32 protein-coding genes are annotated in these 21,240 nt (G+C 61.3%); 16 read left to right on the top strand and 16 right to left on the bottom strand.

Features of this window, described 5'->3' with window-relative positions; genetic code table 11:
- Positions 1-103 precede the first annotated feature (103 nt).
- Together ACR3EK_RS01415 and ACR3EK_RS01420 are read left to right on the top strand one after the other, a co-directional pair.
- Positions 104-991: an AEC family transporter gene (locus ACR3EK_RS01415; RefSeq protein WP_480632495.1), complete on the top strand. Its 888-nt coding sequence runs from the start codon at positions 104-106 to the stop codon at positions 989-991.
- A 25-nt stretch (positions 992-1,016) separates the two neighbouring features.
- Positions 1,017-1,337 carry a Dabb family protein gene (locus ACR3EK_RS01420; RefSeq protein ID WP_170361454.1) on the top strand — a complete coding sequence of 107 codons (321 nt, stop codon included), beginning with the start codon at positions 1,017-1,019 and terminating at the stop codon, positions 1,335-1,337.
- A gap of 64 nt (positions 1,338-1,401) precedes the next feature.
- Here the strand turns inward: ACR3EK_RS01420 and rpmE are convergent, their stop codons facing one another.
- Positions 1,402-1,623: a 50S ribosomal protein L31 gene (gene rpmE, locus ACR3EK_RS01425; protein WP_093965180.1), complete on the bottom strand. Its 222-nt coding sequence runs from the start codon at positions 1,621-1,623 to the stop codon at positions 1,402-1,404.
- Between the two features lie 11 nt (positions 1,624-1,634).
- Complete coding sequence (gene rplS, locus ACR3EK_RS01430) at positions 1,635-2,018, bottom strand: 50S ribosomal protein L19 (protein WP_093965183.1); 384 nt, start codon at positions 2,016-2,018, stop codon at positions 1,635-1,637.
- Between the two features lie 395 nt (positions 2,019-2,413).
- Between rplS and ACR3EK_RS01435 the strand changes: the two genes are divergently transcribed.
- Positions 2,414-3,217 carry a glycoside hydrolase family 25 protein gene (locus ACR3EK_RS01435; protein ID WP_170367885.1) on the top strand — a complete coding sequence of 268 codons (804 nt, stop codon included), beginning with the start codon at positions 2,414-2,416 and terminating at the stop codon, positions 3,215-3,217.
- Here ACR3EK_RS01435 and trmD read toward each other — a convergent pair.
- The 10 genes from trmD to ffh form a co-directional block, all read right to left on the bottom strand.
- Positions 3,214-4,023 carry a tRNA (guanosine(37)-N1)-methyltransferase TrmD gene (gene trmD / locus ACR3EK_RS01440; RefSeq protein ID WP_170367887.1) on the bottom strand — a complete coding sequence of 270 codons (810 nt, stop codon included), beginning with the start codon at positions 4,021-4,023 and terminating at the stop codon, positions 3,214-3,216. The two genes, ACR3EK_RS01435 and trmD, sit on opposite strands and share 4 nt — an antisense overlap.
- Entirely contained in the window at positions 4,020-4,838 is an 819-nt protein-coding gene (locus ACR3EK_RS01445; RefSeq protein ID WP_480632496.1) for a hypothetical protein, read from the bottom strand. The genes trmD and ACR3EK_RS01445 overlap by 4 nt, the downstream gene beginning before the upstream one ends.
- Positions 4,835-5,338, bottom strand: coding sequence for a ribosome maturation factor RimM (rimM, locus tag ACR3EK_RS01450; RefSeq protein WP_170453980.1), 504 nt, complete (start codon positions 5,336-5,338; stop codon positions 4,835-4,837). Before rimM ends, ACR3EK_RS01445 begins: the two co-directional genes overlap by 4 nt.
- Complete coding sequence (locus ACR3EK_RS01455; protein WP_170366219.1) at positions 5,331-5,480, bottom strand: hypothetical protein; 150 nt, start codon at positions 5,478-5,480, stop codon at positions 5,331-5,333. The genes rimM and ACR3EK_RS01455 overlap by 8 nt, the downstream gene beginning before the upstream one ends.
- A gap of 6 nt (positions 5,481-5,486) precedes the next feature.
- Entirely contained in the window at positions 5,487-6,122 is a 636-nt protein-coding gene (gene bluB / locus ACR3EK_RS01460) for a 5,6-dimethylbenzimidazole synthase (RefSeq protein WP_480632497.1), read from the bottom strand.
- A 12-nt stretch (positions 6,123-6,134) separates the two neighbouring features.
- On the bottom strand, positions 6,135-6,530 hold the full coding sequence (rpsP, locus tag ACR3EK_RS01465; protein WP_170526298.1) for a 30S ribosomal protein S16: 396 nt from the start codon (positions 6,528-6,530) through the stop codon (positions 6,135-6,137).
- A 70-nt stretch (positions 6,531-6,600) separates the two neighbouring features.
- Positions 6,601-6,897 carry a chorismate mutase gene (locus tag ACR3EK_RS01470; protein WP_005981236.1) on the bottom strand — a complete coding sequence of 99 codons (297 nt, stop codon included), beginning with the start codon at positions 6,895-6,897 and terminating at the stop codon, positions 6,601-6,603.
- The gene (locus ACR3EK_RS01475; RefSeq protein ID WP_170392261.1) at positions 6,894-7,445 is read right to left on the bottom strand and encodes a GNAT family N-acetyltransferase; all 552 of its coding nucleotides are present in this window, start codon (positions 7,443-7,445) and stop codon (positions 6,894-6,896) included. Before ACR3EK_RS01475 ends, ACR3EK_RS01470 begins: the two co-directional genes overlap by 4 nt.
- Positions 7,442-8,050 carry a GNAT family N-acetyltransferase gene (locus tag ACR3EK_RS01480; protein WP_480632498.1) on the bottom strand — a complete coding sequence of 203 codons (609 nt, stop codon included), beginning with the start codon at positions 8,048-8,050 and terminating at the stop codon, positions 7,442-7,444. Before ACR3EK_RS01480 ends, ACR3EK_RS01475 begins: the two co-directional genes overlap by 4 nt.
- The gene (gene ffh, locus ACR3EK_RS01485; protein ID WP_480632499.1) at positions 8,051-9,559 is read right to left on the bottom strand and encodes a signal recognition particle protein; all 1,509 of its coding nucleotides are present in this window, start codon (positions 9,557-9,559) and stop codon (positions 8,051-8,053) included.
- Positions 9,560-9,817: 258 nt separating this feature from the next.
- Here ffh and ACR3EK_RS01490 point away from each other — a divergent pair, with 258 nt between their 5' ends.
- Entirely contained in the window at positions 9,818-10,348 is a 531-nt protein-coding gene (locus tag ACR3EK_RS01490) for a prolyl-tRNA synthetase associated domain-containing protein (RefSeq protein WP_480632500.1), read from the top strand.
- On the opposite strand, the gene ACR3EK_RS01495 is transcribed toward ACR3EK_RS01490, so the two are convergent.
- Positions 10,349-11,089, bottom strand: coding sequence for an aspartate/glutamate racemase family protein (locus ACR3EK_RS01495; RefSeq protein WP_480632501.1), 741 nt, complete (start codon positions 11,087-11,089; stop codon positions 10,349-10,351).
- A 73-nt stretch (positions 11,090-11,162) separates the two neighbouring features.
- Complete coding sequence (locus ACR3EK_RS01500) at positions 11,163-11,744, bottom strand: FMN-dependent NADH-azoreductase (RefSeq protein ID WP_170366227.1); 582 nt, start codon at positions 11,742-11,744, stop codon at positions 11,163-11,165.
- A gap of 121 nt (positions 11,745-11,865) precedes the next feature.
- Between ACR3EK_RS01500 and ACR3EK_RS01505 the strand changes: the two genes are divergently transcribed.
- The 4 genes from ACR3EK_RS01505 to ACR3EK_RS01520 all read left to right on the top strand — a co-directional run bounded on the left by ACR3EK_RS01505 (position 11,866) and on the right by ACR3EK_RS01520 (position 14,470).
- Entirely contained in the window at positions 11,866-12,744 is an 879-nt protein-coding gene (locus tag ACR3EK_RS01505) for a LysR family transcriptional regulator (RefSeq protein ID WP_480632502.1), read from the top strand.
- Positions 12,741-13,655, top strand: coding sequence for a DMT family transporter (locus ACR3EK_RS01510; RefSeq protein ID WP_480632503.1), 915 nt, complete (start codon positions 12,741-12,743; stop codon positions 13,653-13,655). Before ACR3EK_RS01505 ends, ACR3EK_RS01510 begins: the two co-directional genes overlap by 4 nt.
- 57 nt (positions 13,656-13,712) lie before the next feature.
- Complete coding sequence (locus ACR3EK_RS01515; protein ID WP_141138530.1) at positions 13,713-13,982, top strand: hypothetical protein; 270 nt, start codon at positions 13,713-13,715, stop codon at positions 13,980-13,982.
- A gap of 74 nt (positions 13,983-14,056) precedes the next feature.
- On the top strand, positions 14,057-14,470 hold the full coding sequence (locus ACR3EK_RS01520; RefSeq protein WP_170361483.1) for a universal stress protein: 414 nt from the start codon (positions 14,057-14,059) through the stop codon (positions 14,468-14,470).
- Here the strand turns inward: ACR3EK_RS01520 and ACR3EK_RS01525 are convergent.
- On the bottom strand, positions 14,467-14,802 hold the full coding sequence (locus ACR3EK_RS01525; RefSeq protein ID WP_170361571.1) for an ArsR/SmtB family transcription factor: 336 nt from the start codon (positions 14,800-14,802) through the stop codon (positions 14,467-14,469). The genes ACR3EK_RS01520 and ACR3EK_RS01525 overlap by 4 nt on opposite strands.
- A gap of 231 nt (positions 14,803-15,033) precedes the next feature.
- Between ACR3EK_RS01525 and ACR3EK_RS01530 the strand changes: the two genes are divergently transcribed.
- From ACR3EK_RS01530 to ACR3EK_RS01565, 8 genes are all read left to right on the top strand, one after another.
- Positions 15,034-15,366 carry an AtpZ/AtpI family protein gene (locus ACR3EK_RS01530; RefSeq protein WP_093965213.1) on the top strand — a complete coding sequence of 111 codons (333 nt, stop codon included), beginning with the start codon at positions 15,034-15,036 and terminating at the stop codon, positions 15,364-15,366.
- A 2-nt stretch (positions 15,367-15,368) separates the two neighbouring features.
- The gene (locus ACR3EK_RS01535; RefSeq protein WP_093965215.1) at positions 15,369-16,124 is read left to right on the top strand and encodes a F0F1 ATP synthase subunit A; all 756 of its coding nucleotides are present in this window, start codon (positions 15,369-15,371) and stop codon (positions 16,122-16,124) included.
- A gap of 69 nt (positions 16,125-16,193) precedes the next feature.
- Positions 16,194-16,418, top strand: a complete 225-nt coding sequence (locus ACR3EK_RS01540; RefSeq protein WP_005981269.1) for a F0F1 ATP synthase subunit C — start codon at positions 16,194-16,196, stop codon at positions 16,416-16,418.
- Between the two features lie 86 nt (positions 16,419-16,504).
- Positions 16,505-17,056: a F0F1 ATP synthase subunit B' gene (locus tag ACR3EK_RS01545; protein WP_170343394.1), complete on the top strand. Its 552-nt coding sequence runs from the start codon at positions 16,505-16,507 to the stop codon at positions 17,054-17,056.
- 5 nt (positions 17,057-17,061) lie between these two features.
- Positions 17,062-17,622 (top strand): F0F1 ATP synthase subunit B, encoded by a 561-nt coding sequence (locus ACR3EK_RS01550; protein ID WP_170361487.1) that lies wholly within the window; start codon positions 17,062-17,064, stop codon positions 17,620-17,622.
- A gap of 255 nt (positions 17,623-17,877) precedes the next feature.
- Positions 17,878-18,660, top strand: coding sequence for a hypothetical protein (locus ACR3EK_RS01555; protein WP_480632504.1), 783 nt, complete (start codon positions 17,878-17,880; stop codon positions 18,658-18,660).
- Between the two features lie 79 nt (positions 18,661-18,739).
- Positions 18,740-19,645 carry a hypothetical protein gene (locus ACR3EK_RS01560; protein WP_480632505.1) on the top strand — a complete coding sequence of 302 codons (906 nt, stop codon included), beginning with the start codon at positions 18,740-18,742 and terminating at the stop codon, positions 19,643-19,645.
- A 3-nt stretch (positions 19,646-19,648) separates the two neighbouring features.
- Positions 19,649-20,431 (top strand): class I SAM-dependent methyltransferase, encoded by a 783-nt coding sequence (locus tag ACR3EK_RS01565; RefSeq protein ID WP_480632506.1) that lies wholly within the window; start codon positions 19,649-19,651, stop codon positions 20,429-20,431.
- Here ACR3EK_RS01565 and ACR3EK_RS01570 read toward each other — a convergent pair whose 3' ends face one another.
- Complete coding sequence (locus ACR3EK_RS01570) at positions 20,432-21,205, bottom strand: FCD domain-containing protein (RefSeq protein ID WP_480632507.1); 774 nt, start codon at positions 21,203-21,205, stop codon at positions 20,432-20,434.
- Between the last annotated feature and the right edge of the window lie 35 nt (positions 21,206-21,240).

A 21,240-nucleotide genomic window follows, 5' to 3' on the forward strand; every position in this document is an offset into this window, starting at 1 on the left:
AAATTGGATTTTTTCGCGATACCCGCAGCTTGACGCTTGGTTGTTGCCAAACGGGGCGTCCGCCGCCACAGTCTGCAAACTGACTTGGACGCAAGGACGCGGCTTGGAGCACGTATTCCTGAACGTATTGAACATCGTTCTGCCGGTGCTGATCTGTGCCGGTGTGGGGTACGGGCTGGCGGTCGCGCGCGCACCGTTCGACAACAAGGTGATCGGCGGGATTGTCTCGAAGGTGGGATATCCGACATTGATCATCTCTCATCTGTCCGCCACCAAGATCCAGATTGCCACGTTTCTGGACATGATGGCGGCTGCTGCCCTCGCCATTGCGGCATTCGGCGTGCTCGGATTTTTGGCGTTGCGGCTGTTGCGTTGGCCGGTGCGGGCGTTTCTGACACCGCTGATGCATGGCAATGTGGGCAATATCGGATTGCCGGTCACTTTGCTGGCACTGGGCGATGCGGGCATGGCCTATACGATGGCTTTTGTCGTCGTGGTGTTGGTGAGCATTTTCACGGTAGGCATGTGGATCCCGGCCGGAGAGTTCTCGGCCCGGAAGCTTGCAACATCTCCGATCATCTATGCGGTTGCCATCGCGCTGACGTTGATGGCTACGGGTTCTGCCCTGCCGCAACCGATCGCCAAATCCTTTGACATCCTGGGCGGGCTGTCGATCCCGCTGATGTTGCTGACACTTGGTCACACGCTGGCCACGCTTCGGACGGGCAGCCTTGGCCGGGCAGTCGTTCTGACAGGTCTGCATCTCGTTCTGGCAGCCGGGATCGCCACCACGCTTGTCTGGCTGTTCGGCTTTACCGGGGTCGAACGCGGAGCGTTGATCCTGTGCTGCCTGATGCCGTCCTCGATTGCGACATACCTGTTCATCGACCAGCATGTTCCGGAATATGGCCCGGAAGTGGCCGGGTACATCATGGTCTCAACCCTGACGACGATCCTGGTGCTGCCGCTCGCCTTGGCCTACTGGATCTGACTTTGCCCAACCAGGAACCGACATCATGATATTGCACTGCGTGTTCTTCACTTTCCGATCAGATGCACCGCAGGACGCGCGCCGCGCCGTTCTGACCGGCTTGGCCGAGCTATGCGCTGATCTGGACGGGGCCTTGGCCTTTGAAAGCGGCCCCAATCTCGATTTCGAAGGAAAGTCGCAGGACTATCGCGATGGGTTCGTGATCCGCTTTGCGGATCGACCCGCCGTGAAGGCTTACGCCGAACACCCGACACACCGCCGGTTGGGCGGTCAGCTGTGTGATCTGTGTCAGAATGGTGCCGACGGGATCATCGTCTTTGACCTCGACGTTCCGGACGCGCAATAGAAGCGGCCAACGAAAAAGGCCGCCCCCTGGGGGACGGCCTTGGAAATTCCGCAAAGGCGCTGGTTCAGAAACCCAGGCCTTCGTACTTCTTCTTGAACTTCGACACGCGACCGCCGGCGTCCATCAGGCGCGACGAGCCACCGGTCCACGCGGGGTGCGAGGAGGGGTCGATTTCCAGGGCCAGCTGATCGCCTTCGGCACCCCAGGTCGATTTCATCTGGATCACGGTGCCGTCGGTCAGTTTGACGTCGATCATGTGGTAGTCGGGATGGATGTCTTTTTTCATCTTTCCGCTCCTTACGCCTCGGCGCCAGCCTTGGGCTTGTAGTTGGTGACTTCTGCGATACGGGCGGATTTACCGCGACGGGTACGCAGATAGTACAGTTTGGCGCGACGGACGCGGCCACGACGGACAACGGTGATGCTGTCGATGTTGGTCGAATACAGCGGGAACACACGCTCCACGCCTTCGCCAAACGAAATCTTGCGAACGGTGAACGATCCGGCGATGCCGTCGCCGTTTTTACGCGCGATGCAGACACCTTCGTAGTTCTGCACACGGGTGCGCGAGCCTTCGGTCACCTTGTAGCCGACACGGATGGTGTCACCGGCTTTGAAGTCGGGGATGTCTTTCCCCAGGGCGGCAATCTGTTCCGCCTCAAGCTGTGCGATCAGGTCCATCGCAGTTACTCCTATCTGCTCGTGGTTGGTCCACGAAGTTGGGCACGATCTGAGAGCTCTTGGTCTTCTCCGGGTCCCGCGATCTGCAGCCCGCCAGAGGTCAGGTCGAATGTTCCTTTTGGTCCGGGTTATTCCACAGCTTCCCTGATCCGAAGAAGGGCAGGTGCGTTCCTGCGATCAACCCAAAACACCGGAGTCGCCCCAGAGGCGGCACCGGATTGCGCCCGTTTAGGGAAGTCGGACGAGCATATCAAGCCCAAATCGCCGGTTTTCAGGCCAAATCGCGGTGGATTTGGTGGGAATCCGCCGTCACACGTACCGCGGCGTTGCCTTGTGCCGGGGATCGGGCATTCTGGGTCATAATTTGAGGGCAGGTTTAGAGGCAGAGCAACACGATGAGCAAAGCGATTTTCTGCGTGGTTCTTGCGCTGGCACTGATGTCTTGCGGGCGTCGTGCGCCGGCGCCCCAAATCTTAGACCAACCGGTGGTCGCGGGACTTTCCGGACCTTCGGTTCTGTACCCAGCCTTTGCGGATGCCGACCCGCATGACTGGGAGCGGCGGCGGCCCGAGCACTATCCCGTGCATGGGCTCGACGTCTCGCGTTGGCAGGGACCGATCGACTGGCGTCAGGCCAAGGCCTCGGGGGTCAGTTTCGTGTTCATAAAGGCGACCGAAGGGGGCGACGTGGCCGATCCGATGTTCCAGGATCACAGTCAGGGCGCCCGGGCTGCGGGGGTTCCGTGGGGTGCATATCACTATTACTACTTCTGCCGCCCCGCGGCCGAACAGGCCCGTTGGTTCATTCGCAACGTTCCCCGAGGGGCCGACCTGCCGCATGTGCTGGACATGGAATGGACCCCCCATTCCAAAACCTGCACCCTGCGTCCCGATGGCAAGACGGTGCGGGCCGAGGCGGAAAGGTTCCTCGACATATTGGAGCGACATTATGGCCGCCGGCCGATCGTCTACACCACGGTCGATTTCTACGAGGACACAGGTATCGGACGTCTGCCAAAGACCGAGTTCTGGCTGCGCTCGGTCGCGGGGCATCCGCGCAATGTCTATCCCAAGGCAGTCTGGCGGTTCTGGCAGTACACGGGCACCGGGTTGGTTCCCGGCGTGCAGGGGCGGGTGGACATCAACGCCTTCAACGGCTCGCCTGATATCTGGGCGCGATGGAAGGCGGGCGCACCCTAGTCGTCGGTTTCCCCGCGCGCCTTCAGGTAGGCATCCCACAGGTCCGGGCGGCGCGTGCGGGTAATCTCTTCCGCCATCTGGTGACGCCATTCGGCGATGCGCCCATGATGTCCGGACATCAGGATCGGAGGGATCTCGCGCCCGTTCCACTCGGCCGGCCGAGTGTATTGCGGGTGTTCCAGCAAGCCGGACGAAAAGCTCTCTTCCTCGGTCGAGGCCTGATTTCCCAGAACCCCGGGCAGCAGTCGCACGGTGGCGTCGATCAGCGCCTGCGCGGCAATCTCGCCTCCGGTCATGACGAAATCGCCCAGCGAGACTTCCTGGATGCCGTAGTGCTCCAAAACCCGTTCATCAACGCCTTCAAAGCGGCCACACAACAGGGTCATGCCATCGCAACGGGCCAAGTTCTGCATCATGCGCTGATCCATCCGGCGCCCGCGCGGGCTGAGGTAAATCAGCGGCCAGTTGCCCTGTACCCCATCCATAGTGTGATCAATGGCGGCCCCCAGTACATCCGGCCGCAACACCATGCCGGCACCGCCGCCTGCGGGCGTGTCGTCGACATTGCGATGCTTGCCGACACCGAACTGCCGCAGATCGACCGTTTCCAGTTGCCACAGCCCCTCCTGCAGCGCCTTGCCGATCAGGCTTTCGCCCAAGACACCGGGAAAGGCAGATGGGAACAGCGTGATCACCTTGGCCTTCCACACGCCATGCAGGTCCGGCGTGGGCGTCAGCAGCTCACGCGGTTTCAGCGTGGGGCGAATAGCCTTGCGGCCATATGACTTTGCAGGTTTGTCCGTCATGTGTTCGTGGTCAGACTGATTTGAGCGCGTTCGACGATGCGGGCTTTCTGTCGGACCAGCGCCGCCTCGTCCAGCCCCGATCGGTTCAACTCGAGCATTTCGGACAGCGCTTCTTGCGGCAATGCCGGGTTTGACCGAGTGGGCTTGACCAGCAGGGTGGCCTTCTCGGGCGGCAGGTCCAGGAATTCGGCAAAAGGTGTGCCGGGGCCAAAGCTATGCTCACGCAGGTCTTCCAGCCATTCGGTCCGCACTCGAACCGAGGGTAGCCGATCACGAACGGCGTCCGCAGTCTGCTGCAGCGAAGGGAGCTCTTCGAGCCTCTCGCGGAACGTGTCAAAATCCTGCACCAGCCGCGTGCGCTGAAGATCATGGGCCCAGAGACTGCGGATCCAACTGCCGCGCTGGCGCAGCGAGAGATAGACGGTGATGTCCAGTTCCGATCCGACCAGCCGGTTGCGCAGTGTATCGACCACGCAGGCGGCCAGATCAGGGGCTTCGGCGTATCCCACAACCAAATTGCGGCTGGGGCGAAGCCCCGAGAAGTTCTCCTCGCTCAGGATCAGCCCGCGCTTTTCCCCGAAATCCAGCGTTGCCAGAAGTTCGCGCCAGCGATTGCCGAATTCGGACAGCGTACCGAATGTCCCATACAGCGAATGGCGCGTGGCGGCTTCGGATAACCCGGATTTGCGGGTGACATAGGGCAGAACCAATGCGTGGCGCGGCCAGATAAGCGCTCGGTTCTCGAACAGAAAGGATTGCGCGGCGGTCGTGCCGGTTTTGTGAAGGCCCAGATGCAGCAGGATGCGCCGCGTCACAGCAGGCCCTCGGGAGGGTCGGCAACGATACGCCCGGCCTCAAGGTCAACCGTGGGTACGGCCGCCTTGGTGAATGGCAGGAACACAGTCGATTTCAGCCCCGGCCCGTGCAGTTCGAGCAGGTCGTCGGCGCCGTGGTTCTGCACCGATTTGACCCGCCCCAACAGGGTTCCGCCGGTATCATAAACGTCAAGCCCCAAAAGGTCGGCGTGATAGAATTCGTCATCTGGAAGCGATGGCAACTGCTCGCGCCGGGCATAAAGGCGAAGCCCCTTCAGGGCGTCCGCCTGTTCTTTGGTTTCGACCCCGCCCAGACGCGCGGCAAATCCGTTCTTGATCGCGCGGGTGATGATCAGCGGATAGCGCTGGGCGCCACTCTCGTCGGTCAGAGGGGAGTAGGTCTCGATATCCTCGGGGACCGCGCAATAGCTTTTCAGGCGGACCTCGCCGCGTACGCCGAAGGACCCGGCGATGCTGCCGACACAGATCAGATCAGTCATTGGGCATTTCCGTAGTCACGCATATTCCACTTTCCCAGACACCGATTTCGTCACAGGCTTCGCGTTGATTGCTGCGTTCAAAGAACACGCCCACAATAAAGGCGATCAGCAGCAGGATGGGAAGGCGTATCAATCCAAACATGCCACCCTACCGCGTTTTCACCGGGAGGCTGCCGCGGCGGCACTCCCAGCCATGGGTTTCCAGTTCGGGCGTGTCCGAGCTTTCCTCGGGCCAGCCCACGCAGAAATAGCCGATCAGCCGCCAACCCTCGGGCACCGACAGGTCGCGGGCGAGCCGGTCGGGATCGAGGATCGAGACCCAGCCCAGCCCCAGGCCATGCGAACGCAGCGCCAGCCAGAACAAAGTGATGGCCGAGACCACCGAATAGCGGCGCATCTCGGGCATGGTGCCTGCGCCCAGCCCCTGGCCCTTGTCGGTGGCGTCATCGCAGAACACCGCCAGCTGCACCGGCGCCTCTTGCATGCCCGACAGTTTCAGCTGGCTGTACAACTGCGCTCGGTCACCGGAGTAGCCCGCCAGCGCCGCGTCATTTGCCGCCTTGAAGTTCTCCAGCGCCGCGGTCCGGGCCGCGGGGCTTTCGACGCGGATCACGCGCCACGGTTCGCTCAGCCCCACCGAAGGGGCCAGCTGAAACGCATCGAGGCAGCGCGTCAGCACTGCCTCGTCCACCGCGTCTGTGCGGAACCGGCGCACATCGCGCCGGAGCCGCATCAACAGATCGAACTGCGTGCGGAAATCTTCGGTGAAAGCCTGATCCTGCACGCGCCCGCCTGTTTACTCTTCTGCAGCAGCAGCTTCTTCTTCGGCCGGAGCGGCAGCAGCCTCTGCGGCTTCAGCAGCCTTGGCGGCTTTCTCTTCGGTGCGCTCCTGGGCTTTCTTGCCCGGGGTGCCCTTCTGAGGGTTGTTGCGCTCGGCTTTCTCTTTGGCGCCGGCGGCTTCCAGCATGCGGGCGATCCGGTCAGTCGGCTGCGCGCCCTGGCCCAGCCAGTACTGGATGCGCTCCATGTTCATCTTCACGCGCTCTTCGCTGTCTTTCGGCAGCAGCGGGTTGTAGGTGCCCAGCTTCTCGATGAAGCGGCCGTCACGCGGCATGCGGCTGTCCGCTGCAACGATGCGGTAGAAGGGGCGCTTTTTCGAGCCGCCACGGGCCAGACGAATTTTCATTGCCATTGTGGTATCTCCTTTGGATGGCGTTGGCCGGAGTGTTCCGGCTATTTCTGGTGTTTGTTGAACCTCTGGTTCACTTCTGGTGTTTCTTGTGGTGTCGGATGACTTCCTGAATGATGAAATTCAGGAAAGCCTTGGCAAAATCGGGGTCCAGATCCGCCTCTTTCGCCAGGTCTTCAAGCCGTGCGATCTGCGCGGCCTCGCGCGAGGGATCGGACGGGGGAAGGTCGTGTTCGGCCTTGAGCTTGCCAACGGCCTGCGTGTGCTTGAACCGCTCGGCCAGCGTATAGACCAGAATCGCATCCAGCCGGTCGATGCTTTCGCGGTGGTCTTTCAGCAAGGCCGCGGCCCGCGTCACGGGATTGTTCATTGGCCGGTCCTTTCGGTGGTCAGATCGGTCGTTGACGTGTCGAGTTTCGGGTGCCGCCAGATCTGCGCGGACTTGCCCAGCACTTCGCCCTCGCGCTCGTAGGTCGCGCCGAGACGCTGTGCCAGAGCGCGCGAGCGGTCATTGGCGTGGGCGATATAGCTGATGACGCCGTTCAGCCCCTGATGGCGCGCCGCGTGGTCGCGGGCGGCCTGCGCGGCCTCGAAGCCCAGGCCCTTGCCCTCGACCTGCTCCATCAGGGTCCAGCCCAGCTCGGGTTCGTCCCAGCCCGGCACATAGATCATGCCGGTCCAGCCCACGAAAGTACCGCTGGCCTTTTCGGTCAGGTGCCACAGGCCATAGCCACGCAGCGCCCAATGGCCCAGACGGTTGGCCAGTCCGTTCCAGCAGCCCGCCGCATCCTTGGGGCCGCCCACCATGTGGCTGCGCTCGGTCGCGTAGAAGGCCGTCATGGCCGGCAGGTCGTCCGGATGCGGTGCCCGAAGGATCAGGCGCTCAGTCTCAAGGGTCGGGATGGTGAAGGTCGTCATGCGTAGGCCTCCATCCCGCCATCGCCGTCGCCGGGCAGATGACGATAGACCAGAACCGACTCGTCGAACCCGGCCTCGGCCTGCAGGTCGCGCTGGGCGCCCAGGCGCTCGGCCACGCGGGCCGAGGCTGCGTTGTCGGGGTCCACATAGCTGACCAGTGACGGCAGAGCCTGCGACCCCAGCGCAAAGTCGCGGGCGGCTTCGGCCGCCTCGGTTGCAATGCCACGCCTTTCGGCGGCTTCGGTCAGCAGATAGCCCAGCTCGTGTTCGCGGTCGCCGAATTCCATGCCAATCGACACGAAACCCAGAACCTGACCGCCCGCGCGGTCCTCGATGGCCCACATTCCCGCGCCGCGCAGCAGCCAGCCCGCGACGTATTGCGAGAAATCCAGCCAGGCCGCCTGCCGGTTAAACGGGCCGTCCATGTGTTTGGCACGGTCCGACATCAGGATGTCGGCATAGGTGTCGAAATCCCCGATCCGCGGCGCGCGCAGCACCAGCCGCGCGGTCTCGATCCGCGGCAAGTCCGCAGCCAGCCGCGCCGACAGCGCGGCGGCGGGGCCGGTGGCCGGAGCCTCCCAGGGATATGCGACGGGCGCAGTCACTTACTTTTTCTTTCCGAATCCGCTCAGGCCGGGGGGCAGGGCCATGCCGCCGCCCATGCCGGGCAAACCGCCGGGCATCTTGCCGCCCATCGCCTTGGCCGCGGCTTCCAGCGCCTTGGGGTCCATGCCCGCGGCCATTTCTTCGGGGCTGGGCGCGCCCTTGCCGAACATGCCTTTCATGGCCTGTTTCAGCATTTTGCCTTTGCCCATCTTGCCCATCTTCTTCATCATGTCCGACATCTGCCGGTGCATCTTGAGCAGCTTGTTGATGTCGCTGACTTCCATGCCCGACCCGGCCGCGATGCGTTTCTTGCGGCTGGCCTGCAGCAGCGCGGGGTTCGCGCGTTCCTTCTTGGTCATCGACTGGATCATGGCGATCTGCTGGCGCAGGATCCGGTCGTCCAGCCCGGCCTGATCCATCTGCTTGGCCATCTTGCCCATGCCCGGCATCATGCCCATCATGCCTTGCATGCCGCCCATCTGGATCATCTGTTCCAGCTGCATCTTCAGGTCGTTCATGTTGAACTGACCCTTCATCATGCGCTTCATCATGCGCTCGGTCTGCTCGAGCTCCATGGTCTCCTGGGCTTTTTCGACCAGGGCCACGATGTCGCCCATGCCCAGGATCCGGCCCGCGATGCGGTCGGGCTCGAAGGTTTCCAGCGCATCCATCTTCTCGCCCAGACCGACGAAGCGGATGGGCTTGCCGGTCACTGCGCGCATCGACAGCGCCGCGCCGCCGCGGCCGTCACCGTCCATCCGGGTCAGGACCACGCCCGTGATGCCGACCTTGGCGTCGAACTCTTCGGCCACCTCGACGGCGACCTGACCGGTCAGGCCGTCGACCACCAGCAGGGTTTCGCGCGGGTCGACCACGTTGCGGACCTGCTCGACCTCGTCCATCAGGACCTCGTCGATATGCAGACGGCCGGCAGTGTCGAGCATGTAGACGTCATAGCCGCCGAGCGTGGCCTGCTGTTTGGCGCGCTTGGCGATGTCCACCGGCTTCTGCCCCGGCACGATCGGCAGGGTGTCCACTCCGATCTGGGTGCCCAGCACCGCCAGCTGGTCCATCGCCGCCGGGCGGTAGACGTCCAGCGAGGCCATCAGGACCTTCTTGCCCTCTTTTTCTTTCAGGCGTTTCGCCAGCTTGCCGGTGGTGGTGGTCTTGCCCGAGCCCTGCAGGCCGACCATCAGGATCGGCGCAGGCGGATTGTCGATCTTGAGCTTGCCGGGGTCTTCCTCGCCGCGCAGGGTATCGACCAGCGCGTCGTGCACGATCTTGACGACCTGCTGGCCTGGCGTGATCGACTTGGTCACCGCCTGGCCGGTCGCCTGCTCCTGCACCTTCTTGACGAACGCACGCGCCACCGGCAGCGATACGTCAGCCTCAAGCAACGCCACGCGAACCTCGCGCAGCGCGGTTTTGACGTCTTCCTCGGACAGGGCGCCCTGTTTGGTCAGCCGGTCAAAGACGCCAGAGAGGCGTTCGGATAGATTTTCAAACATGCCTTCGGCCTCCTTCGCCGGTTGTCGATTGGCGCCCCATAGATAGGGGCAGACGGGTCAATGCACAAACGCCCCCACGGGCGAAACTCGCTGGTGGGGGGCGATCCCTGAACGACTCAAGGGACCGGAAGAACAGACGCTTCCGGATGTTGCGTTGGCGTTTAGGCTCATTGGCTGCCTGAGTCAACCATCAGCGCTTGCCGGGTTGCATCGTCTGGCCCCGTCGGCCATCACTGGCGCGCTATTTAGGAGAAGACCATGGACGCCTCATCCGCTTTTCAGGACTCATTGCCGCTCAGTTCCGATGCACTGCTGGAGCAGCTGGACGATTGGGGGCTGCCCTATCGCCTGCACAGCCACGTCCCGCTGCGGACGGTCGAAGAGTCGAAGGCGGTTGAGGATCAGTTCATGGTGCCGGGCGAAAACGCGTTGCGGCTCAAGAACCTGTATATGCGCGACAAGAAAAAGCGGAACTACCTGGTGACGCTGGAACAGAGCCGCGAGATCGACCTCAAGGCGCTGGGCGCCGAACTGGGTGTAGGCAACCTGTCCTTCGGGTCGGCGGATCGGCTGATGCAGAACCTTGGCATCCGTCCCGGCGCGGTCAGCCCGCTGGCGATGATCAACGGCGTGGGCAACGATGTGCGGTTCTTCATGGACGACGCGGCGCGGCGCGCGGATGTGATCTATATGCATCCGCTGGTCAATGACCGGACGGTGGCCATGGCGCGCGACGACCTGATGGCCTTCTACGACCGGATCGGGTGCGAGGTCACCTGGCTGCCTTGATCATTCGCTCAGCGCCTCTTTCAACGCGGCGGCGACATGGGCGGCCGAGGGATTGACGAACAGGTGTCCGTCGGCCTCGAAAACCGGGTCATCAAGATGTTGGGGAAAGGCTAGCGGCAATTCCGTGCAGGCCAGCAGGATCGCGGTTCCGGGGGCGGCGTGCCGGTTGCAGAACGCCAGCAGATCGTGGCGGGCATTGGCCGAGGCACCGCCGTAGAACTCGGTGTCGATCATGGCCTGCATTTCCGCGATCTGGTCCTCGGGAAGCCGGTCATTGGCCGTGATGGCTTCAGCCGCCAGCCGTTCCGCATAGTGGCGCGCTTGCATCGTGACCGAGGTTCCCAGCACCAGCGCGCTTTTGGCGCCTGTCGTTTTGGTGGCCACGGCGGTTGCATCAAAGATACTCAGGATCGGCATGGTCACGCCCTGCCGGATCGCATGCAAACGGGCGTGAGGTGTGTTCGAGGCGATGATGCCGAAATCACATCCCGCCTGCTCAAGCGTCAGCAGTGCTTCGCGGAAAACGGCATCGAACGCGGACCAGCTTGCTTCGTCGCCGGCGGTTCCACGCAGCGCGCGGGTTTTGGCCTGGGTGACGGACTCGATGGTCATCGGAGGAACAGGCAGCGGTGATCCGTGCCCACGGTCTGCAAAATGACGCCCCGCGCCCTCGGCGATGGCGCGGTAATAGTCTATTGTCGACGCCCAGCCGACCCCGCCCAGAATTCCGATCTTCTTCATGACAACCGTCCAACCTGCCGATCCCGCTCGGGGACAGATTGGACGGTTTGACCGGGGATGGCCAGTGGCCGGATCAGGCGGCCAGTTCGGCCACGGCTTTCTGGGCGTTGCTCAGAGTTGCTTCCGGGTCCAGCGCCATGCGGTCAGCGGCCACCACATCCACGTCATGGATGCCGATGAAGCCCAGAACATGGCGGGCGTATCCGGTTGCAAAGTCGATCTCGGACCCCACTGCGGTACCGCCCGAAGCGATGGCGAGGATGGCGCGCTTGCCCTCCAGCAGGCCCTTGGGGCCGTTCTCGGTATACGAGAACGTCAGGCCCGCACGGGCGACCAGGTCGATCCAGGCTTTGAAGGCGGCCGGGACCGAGAAATTGTAGATCGGCAGCCCGATCACCACCGTGTCGGCCTGCTGCAGTTCCTTGACCAACTCGTCCGACAGGGCCAGCAGGTCGCGCTGGGTGGCGTCGCGTTGATCGGCGGGGGTGAAGTTGGCGGTGATCCAGTCCTCGGTCAGCAGTGGCAGGGGGGTGGCCAGGTCGCGGCGGATGATGCGGCTGGCGCCCAGGTGCTGGACGATGCGGGCCGACAGGTCGCGGGTGGCCGAGCCGGTGCGGCGGGCCGAGGCGTCGATATGCAGGATGGTCTTTGTCATGGCGTGGATCCTTCTCAGGGTTCGGATTTTGCGTCTGAGCCCAATATGAGTATTGCGTGAGCGAACGAAACTAGGATAAATCAACAGGCATTGTTGGAAATTGCACAGAATTGGTTTTGTCATGGACAATTGGGACGAGGTCCGCACCGCCTATCAGGTTGCGCGAATGGGTACGGTCAGCGGCGCGGCCGAGGTTCTGGGGGTGCACCACGCCACGGTGATCCGCCATATCGACGCGATCGAGGCCCGGCTGAAGGTCAAGCTGTTCCAGCGCCACGCGCGCGGCTACACCCCGACCGAGGCGGGCGAGGATCTGCTGCGCGTGGCCCAGGCCACCGAGGATCAGTTCAACCAGCTGGTCGGGCGGCTGAAGGGGCGTGGAGACGATGTCTCGGGCGAGTTGGTGGTGACCTCTCTGGCCTCGCTGGCGCCGCTGGTGGTACCCACCCTGACCGCGTTCCAGCAGGACCATACCGACCTGATCGTGCGCTATCTGACCGGCGACCGCCTGTTCCGCCTGGAATATGGCGAGGCGCATGTGGCGATCCGCGCCGGTGCGGCCCCCGACCAGCCGGACAACGTGGTGCAGCCCTTCATGACGCAAGAGGTGGGGCTTTATGCCAGTCAGGACTACATCGCGCGGCGCGGCCTGCCCGCGGGCGTCGAGGATTTCCCCAACCACGCCTTCGTCGGGGCGGATGATGAAAACAGCCGCGCGCCCTTTTCACGCTGGCTGCGCGCCAATGTTCCGGCCGAGGCGATCACCTTCCGTTGTTCCAACAACTTCACCGTGGCCGAGGCGGTACTGGCCGGGGCGGGGATCGGCTTCATGGCCCGGTGGGAGGCCGCCCGCCATCCGCAGCTGCAGGAAGTGATGGAGCCGCTGCCGGAATGGGCCGGCAATCTGTGGCTGGTAACCCATGTGGATCTGCACCGCACCAACAAGGTGCAGACCTTTCTCAAATTCCTCAAGGAGCAGGCCAAGGACTGGCTGCCATGAACCCGCAGGCGCGTGGCCACTTGGCCATGCTGGTGTTCTCGGCGCTGGTGGCGGGCAGTTTCTCGCTGGGTTCGATGATTGCCAACGAGATCGCGCCGGCGGCGTTGAACGCCGCGCGCTTCGCGATTGCCGGCGTGGTGATCGGCATCGCGGCGCTGATGACGACCGGTTTGCCGCGCAGCGCGGCGCGCGCGCCGTGGCGCTATCTGGTGCTGGGCGGGCTGTTCTCGGCCTATTTCGTGCTGATGTTCTACGGGCTGAAAACCGCGCCGCCGGTCAGCGCGGCGGCGGTGTTCACCCTGACGCCAATCTTGTCGGCGGTGGCAGGTTGGGTGTTGCTGCGCCAGATCACCACCCCGCACATGGCCCTTGCGCTGAGCGTGGGCGCGGTTGGCGCGCTGTGGGTGGTGTTCCGCGCCGACTGGCTGGCCTTTCGCGCCTTCGAGATCGGGCAGGGCGAGATCATCTATTTCTGGGGCTGTGTGGCCCATGCGATCTATACGCCCATGGTGCGCAAGCTGAACTGGGGCGAGCCGCCGGTCGTGTTCACCTTCGGCACGCTGGTGGCCGGGTGCGCAGTGCTGACGGTGTTCGGCTGGTCCGACATCCGCGCAACCGACTGGGCCAACCTGCCGGCGATCGTCTGGATCGGCCTGTTCTACGTCGCCATCTGCGCCAGCGCGGCCACCTTCGTTCTGTTGCAGTACGCCACGCTGCTGCTGCCATCGGCCAAGGTCATGGCCTATACCTACCTGACGCCCAGCTGGGTGATCATCTGGCAGATCGCGCTGGGCCAGCCGGCGCCGGGCCCGTTGGTCCTGGTGGGAATAGGGCTGACGATCCTTGCCCTCGTGCTGCTGCTGAAAGGGGATGACCTAGGGATGGCTCGGCAACAAACCGCGCCGGACTGACCTTTGCCAAAGCGCCCGTTCGTGGCAGGGTGAGGCAAACTCCGAAAGGACCAGAACATGCACAGATTGATTGCCTCGGCCACGCTAATGTTGGTTTTTGGATGTACGCAGGACACCGCCGACAATTCAACCCTTCAAGCCAGCTGCGAGGCATTGGTGGCTGCTGAGGCAAACCGGAGCCCCGCGGATGTCCAGGCTCTGTCTACAACTGCCGAACCGGCGGGAACCGTCACGCAGGTCGCAGTGGCCGGCGCTCAGGCACCCTGGCTGTGCCGCGCCGATCCCAGCGGCGTGGTCACAGGGGTCGAGTACAGCCAGCAAGGCTGATCCTCTTGGGTTGAGCCACATCAAGGGCCGGTTGTGTCAAACCCGCTAAGCTGTCGGCGTGAAAGGAGGGACTGATGTTCAAACACATAATGTTTCCCGTCGATCTGCATCTGCCACCCGAAGTGCGCAAGGCGGCCGAGGTTGCGGCACAAGTCGCCCGGTGGCAGGGGGCGCGGATAACCATCGTCAGCGTGACAAGCAATCAGCCCGGCGACCCCACGCAAACCGAATCCGCGATCAAGGACCATCTGTCCGATCTGGCGGACGAGTTGTCCCAAGCCAGTGGAGCGCAAGTTGATTTCCGCAACATTCATTCGGTGGATGTGGCGGTCGAAGTGGATGGTGACCTGGCCCGCACCGCTGAAGAGATCGGTGCCGACCTGATCGTGGTGGGCACCCATGCGCCGCGGATTACCGACTTTATACTGTCCAGCCATGCCGGATATCTGGCCAAACATGCCAGCATGTCGGTCTTCGTAGTGCGCTAGACCTCGTCCCCCGCGGAAAGCTGGTTTTCCAGGAACCGCTCGAACGCGTCCAGATTCACGGGTTCGAACTGCCCGAACCCTTGCATCCAGACCGAGGCCGCGCGCAACGCGTCGGGTTCCAGCTTGCACCATTTCACCCGGCCGCGCTTTTCCTGGCTGATCAGCCCGGCCCGGGTCAGGATCGTCAGGTGTTTCGAGATCGCCGCCAGCGACATCTCGAACGGCTCGGCCACGTCGGTGACGGCCATGTCATCCTCGAGCAGCATCGCCAGGATGGCGCGCCGCGTGGGGTCGGCCAGGGCCGCAAAGACGGTATCGAGGTCATCGGACATGATCCCGCTGAACCACAGCGGGAAAGTTTGGTCAACCATTTGGTTGAATATGCGGAATCCGGTGCTTCCAGCGGAATGGATTGCCAGTGACCCGATCGGCAGACAACGTGCTCCCTTAATATACATTAGAAAACAAAGGTTTAAGCTGCGTCAATTGGAGCCATCAACAGCGTTGACTCTGCGCGCGAGGCCGCATAGCAACTGCGCCAAGACTGTGCGAGGGAAACGCCCGTGACCGATGACGACCCAAAGCAGCGCCTGACGCAGCTTGAGGCCAAGATCGACGCGGCAAAAAAGGCCAAAGCGCCGAAACCGCGTGCGGACGCTGACATATCCGGGGGCGAACTGGCCTGGCGGATGGTCATCGAGATGGTTTCCGGTCTGGGGATCGGATTTGGCATCGGGTACGGGCTGGACAGCCTGTTCGGGACGATCCCGATCTTCCTGGTGCTGTTCACATTGCTGGGCCTTGTCGCGGGCGTGAAGGTCATGCTCCGCAGCGCGCAAGAAGCTCAAGAGAAACAAGCGGCCTCGACACAGGCCGAGAAGGACGAGAGGGACTGAACGTGGCGACCGAGACCACCGCAGCAGAAGGCAGCAGCCTGGTTTTCCATCCGATGGACCAGTTCATCGTCAAGCCGCTTTTCGGCGGTGAGATGGCTTGGTACACGCCCACCAACGTGACCCTGTGGCTGTTCTTCGCGGTTCTGGCCATCATCGGCCTGCTGGTGCTCAGCACCTCGAAGCGCGCCATCGTTCCGACCCGCATGCAGTCGATCGCCGAGCTCGCCTACGGCTTCATCTACAAGATGCTGGAAGACATCTGTGGCAAGGAAGGCGTCAAATACTTCCCCTATGTCATGACCCTGTTCATGTTCATCGTCACCGCGAACTTCCTCGGCCTGATCCCGACCTCGTTTACCACGACATCGCATTTCGCGGTCACCATTCCGCTGGCGCTGGCCGTGTTTCTGACCGTGACCGTTCTGGGCTTTGTCAAGAACGGTGCTGGGTTCCTCAGCCTGTTCTGGGTGTCCAGCGCGCCGCTGGCGCTGCGCCCGATCCTGGCGATCATCGAGCTGATCTCGTACTTCGTGCGCCCGGTCAGCCACTCCATTCGTCTTGCAGGTAACGTCATGGCCGGCCACGCCGTGATCAAGGTTTTCGCCGGCTTCGCCGCGGTCGCCGTGATCTCGCCCGTGTCCGTTCTGGCGATCACCGCAATGTACGGCCTCGAGGTCCTGGTGGCCTTCATTCAGGCCTACGTATTCACCATTCTGACCTGTGTTTATCTGAAGGACGCTCTGCATCCGCATCACTGATCAGGGGCGACCCTGAGCACAGGAACGATAACCCAAAATCGAAACTTCCAATTCGTAAGGAGATACATCATGGAAGGCGATCTCGCACACATCGGCGCAGGCCTGGCAGCAATCGGTTCCGGCGCGGCCGCAATCGGGGTGGGCAACGTGGCCGGCAACTTCCTGGCCGGCGCTCTGCGCAACCCTTCGGCGGCTGCTTCGCAGACCGCAACCCTGTTCATCGGTATCGCATTCGCAGAAGCCCTGGGGATCTTCGCATTCCTGGTCTCGCTGCTGCTGATGTTCGCCGTATAATCTGCGGAACCTGATCCTTACGCGCAGGTGGGCCCAAGCCATAGCGGCCCACCTGTTGTAAAGACAACGTTCCGACGGAGGACATCATGGCGACAGAACCCATAGCTGCAGAAGCAGTCGGCAAATGCGTCGATTCCCATGGCTCGGCCATCGGGATGCCGCAGCTCTGCTTCGATTGGTTCCCCAACCAGATCTTCTGGCTGGTCATTACGCTGGTCGTCATCTTTCTGGTCCTGTCCCGCGTGGCCCTGCCGCGCATCGCGGCGATCCTGGCCGAGCGTCAGGGGACCATTACAAATGACCTGGCTGCGGCCGAAGACCTGAAGGCCAAAGCGGTCGAGGCCGAAGAGGCCTACAACAAGGCGCTGGCTGATGCCCGTGCCGAGGCGCAGCGGATCGCAGCCGAAGCGCGCGCCGAAATCCAGGCGGATCTGGATGACGCGATCGCCAAGGCAGATGCGGAAATCGCGGCCAAGGCGGCAGAATCGGAGAAGGCAATTGCCGAAATCCGTGCTGGAGCGCTGGAAAGCATTCAACAGGTTGCCAACGATACGGCGGCCGAACTGGTGACTGCGCTGGGCGGCGAGGCGGATGCCAAAGCCATCAGCAGTGCCGTCAGCGCACAGATGAAAGGATAAGTGACATGCGGAATACACTTGCTCTTATCCTGACCGCAGGCTTCGCCAGCCCGGCGCTGGCCGCAAGCGGCCCGTTCTTCTCGCTGGCGAACACCGACTTCGTCGTGACGCTGGGCTTCATCGTCTTCATCGGGGTTTTGTTCTATTTCAAAGTTCCGTCGATGATCGGCGGGGCGCTGGACAACCGCGCCGAGGGCATCAAGGCCGAGCTGGACGAAGCCCGTGCCCTGCATGAAGAAGCGCGCAGCCTGCTGGCCTCATACGAGCGCAAGCAGCGTGAAGTGCAGACTCAGGCCGAAGCCATTGTGGCCGCGGCGAAGGAAGATTCGGTTCTGGCTGCCGAACAGGCAAAGGCGGATCTGGAGAAATCCATCGCGCGTCGTCTGGCTGCCGCACAGGATCAAATCGCATCGGCCGAGGCCTCGGCGGTGAAGGAAGTGCGCGACCAGGCTGTTACTGCGGCCGTTGCGGCGGCCAAGTCCGTGCTGGCCAAGCAGATGACTGCGGCGCAAGCCAACAAGCTGATTGACTCGGCGATCTCCGAGGTCGGTGACAAGCTGCACTGAGCTGTTCGGCGTGAGCCAATCTCAATTTCCAAAACCCGAAAGCTACCTGCTTTCGGGTTTTTTGCTTGTAGCCCGTGTCATTGTCTGTTGATTCAGGGCAGTCAGCTTGTGGCGTTTCGGTGAGGTACGATGACATCCGGACATACCAAGATTGTTGATCCCGCCCCTGTGTGCGTGTTCGCGTTCAACCGACCCGAACACACGCGGCGGACGTTGGATGCCCTGGCCCAATCGCCCTTGGCCGCGTCGACATCCTTGACCGTATTCATCGACGGCCCCCGCAATGATGCCGAGAAGCCGATTGTCGACGCTGTTGCGCAGGTCGCCGAAACGCAGCAGGGCTTCGCCAGTATCGAGCTGCGCCGACGTGACCAAAATGCAGGGCTGGCGGTCTCGATCGAGGAGGGTGTTTCGCAGATGATGGCCGAGCATGGCCGCGCGATCATTCTCGAGGATGATATACTCACGTCGCCAGCCTTTCTTCATTATATGAACCTTGCCCTAGAGCACTACAGGGAAACTCCGGATGTGTGGCACATAGCCGGGTACAATGAGGATATTCCGCAGAACAGAGGCTCGAACCATGCGAGTCTGTGGCGGTTCATGAGTTGCTGGGGCTGGGCGACGTGGGCTGATAGATGGACCCATTACTCGCGCGATCCGGACGAGTTGGTCAGTCTGTTTACGGATGAAGACATCCACCGTTTCAACCTAGACGGAGCAAATGACTTCTGGGCTCAGGTTCTTGCCAATAAGAGTGGGGAACTGAAGACTTGGGCCGTGTTCTGGTACGCCACGATCTTCCGCAATGGGGGGCTTTGCTTGTCCCCCCAATTCTCCTACGTCGAAAACATCGGATTTGACGGCTCAATCGTACTGTGCTCGCTCCAGTTTCAATTACCCGGGCAGTGTTTGGACCGAAACGAAAACACGGCCTTTCCGGAAATAGTGCCGAAGGAAAAGGCGCCCGTAAATGCGCAAGAGGAATTCCACGCTCCTTGGACGGGTCTATTCGCAAAAAACCTTCTCATGGTTTAAGTAATAGACCCGTAAAGCCGAAAATGGCGACTAAGAAAGAAAGGGGCGAATTGCAGATATTCATGACTGAGAGATAAAGATGAAGAAAACAACTTCTTTTGCGACCGATCCCGGTGGGATGTTATTGGAAACACCGGGTGGCGATGTTTGCATGAGTATCGTGGGTGTCGTGCGCAATGGTGGCAATGCATTGAAAAAGACGATCTCACGGATCGAAGAGTTATCTATGCACCTTCGAGATTTCTCAATTATTATAGCAACTAACGATAATTCAGACGACACCGACGCGGTATTATCTGCATTCTCTGAGCGTTGTGGAAAATCCCTGATTCTTCGTTTGGACGGCTTGAATGACGAATATCCGGAAAGAGTCGAAAGAATCACGGTCGCACGAAACGCGGTGCTCGACGCATTGCAAGAAGGTGAGACAAAGAAAGAGTACACCCTAGTTTTGGACTTGGACGGACCGAATACCGAATTGGATATTTCCGCCGTGTTGGCCGCGACCCAGCGCGCGACACTGCGCTGGGATGCGGTTTTCGCGAACCCTAGACCGGCCTATTATGACATTTACGCTCTTAGGTGTCGCGGTTGGTGCGAAGAAGATGTTTGGAATCGAATTGGAAACACGCGCAAACCCTTGTTTGGCAGACGGAAATGGCGGCGCAATCTTGTCAAGTCGGCGATCTATGACCGCCAGTTCAATATACCTAGGAATTTCCCGCTGATAGCTGTTGACAGCGCTTTCGCCGGTGCAGGCCTGTATCGTACCAAGGCCCTGGAAGGTTTAAGCTACTCTTGTCGAGATGAGCATGGTAGGCTTGTTTGTGAACATGTGATGCTGCACAAAAGAATGCGGGACCGCGGGGCGCGTTTGTTTATCGACCCAGCCTTTATGACTGTTGCACCAGACGAGCATCTTGGTGAAGGAAGCGGAGCGCAGCTACCACCAAATTTAATCAATCGCGTATCGGGGATTTATTGATCAATGCCAAAGTCACCAATTACTGGACAGGTTGGCACTTATTTATTCGAAGCTAAAGTAATCGGCCATCATTCTGCAAAGTACTACCTAGACAATAGTTGCGGTTATATCTGGGTAGAGAATCCCACATGGTTGGAAGAAGCTTACAGCGATGCCATCGCTCTGACCGACACCGGGATAGTTGCCCGAAATCTAAAGAATACTCAGTCAATTACCCAAGTCATGCGGGCAAATAGGTTAACCCACGAATGCGGCGTTGACCTTGGTGGAGGTTACGGTCTGCTAGTCAGGGGCCTAAGAGACTCCGGATTGGATTTTCATTGGTCAGATCCTTACGCCAGAAACTTGCTCGCGCGCGGTTTCGAGGCGGTTGACAAAAACTACGCGGTGGCGACGGCCTTTGAGGTTTTGGAGCACCTGCCGAACCCCCTAGATTTCCTAACGCAGGCACGTGCACGATATGGATTTGACACTCTCTTTTTTTCGGCAACCTGCTTTGACCCACACGAGATCCCGCATCGCGACTGGTGGTATTGGGCCTTTGAAACCGGACAGCACATTAGCTTTTTCTCAGAAAAGTGCCTCGACTATATGGCAGTTCAATTGGGCATGAGAAAGGTTCACCTGCGTGGGGACATTTATGCCTTCACGATATTAGAAAAGCTTAGGTGGCCCGGAAGACTGCAACGACGAATACTCGACAGAAAACATCGTCGAGTTAGCCTGACACAAAAGGATTACGAGGATATGAAGCAACGCGTGATCGAACTTTGGTCAGGGACTTGACTAATACCGTTCTTCGGTTTCTTGGCGAAACCTTTGTCTTGCTATTTCTTCGTGTTTCTCGGCCTTTTGCTGGTCTTCCATGCAGCGTTCGACAAAGCTAAGGTGCTGTTCCACCGCCTGCCGGGCGGCTTCGGGGTCGCGGGCCTGAAGCGCTTCGTTGATTGCCCTGTGCTGGTTCAGGATCGCGTCGCGCGTCGTGCGCTGGTGGAACATGATCTGGCGGTTGTAGAACACGCCCTGCCGCAACAGATCGAACATCGACCGCATCATATGCAGCATCACCACGTTGTGGCTGGCCTCGATGATGGCCATGTGGAACTGCGCGTCCAGATGGGCCTCGTCATCGGCCGCGTTGCGGGCATGGGCGGCCTCCATCTTGTCGAAGATCGCCTGGATCACCTTCAGGTCGCTGTCCGAGCCCAGCCGCGCGGCGCGTTCGGCCGCCAGCCCTTCCAAGTCGCGCCGGAACGACAGGTAATCGAACACAGCCTCGTCATGGCTGCTGAACAGACGGATCAGCGCCGGCGAAAAGGCCGAGCCCAGAACCTCGGCCACATAGATGCCTGACCCGGCCTTGGCGGTCAGAAGGCCTTGCTCCTGCAGTTGCGAGATCGCCTCGCGCAGCGACGGGCGCGACACGCCAAGCCGGTCGGCCAACTCGCGCTCGGACGGCAGGCGCTCACCGGGGCGCAGGATCCCGCGCAGGATCAGCAACTCGATCTGTTTGACGACGGCCAGGGACAGTTTCTCGGTCTGGACTTTCTGAAAGGGCATCGGATCATCGCTGAAAATTGGTCAAATCATATGAC

The sequence above is a fragment of the Ruegeria sp. BC8 genome, from assembly GCF_056535705.1.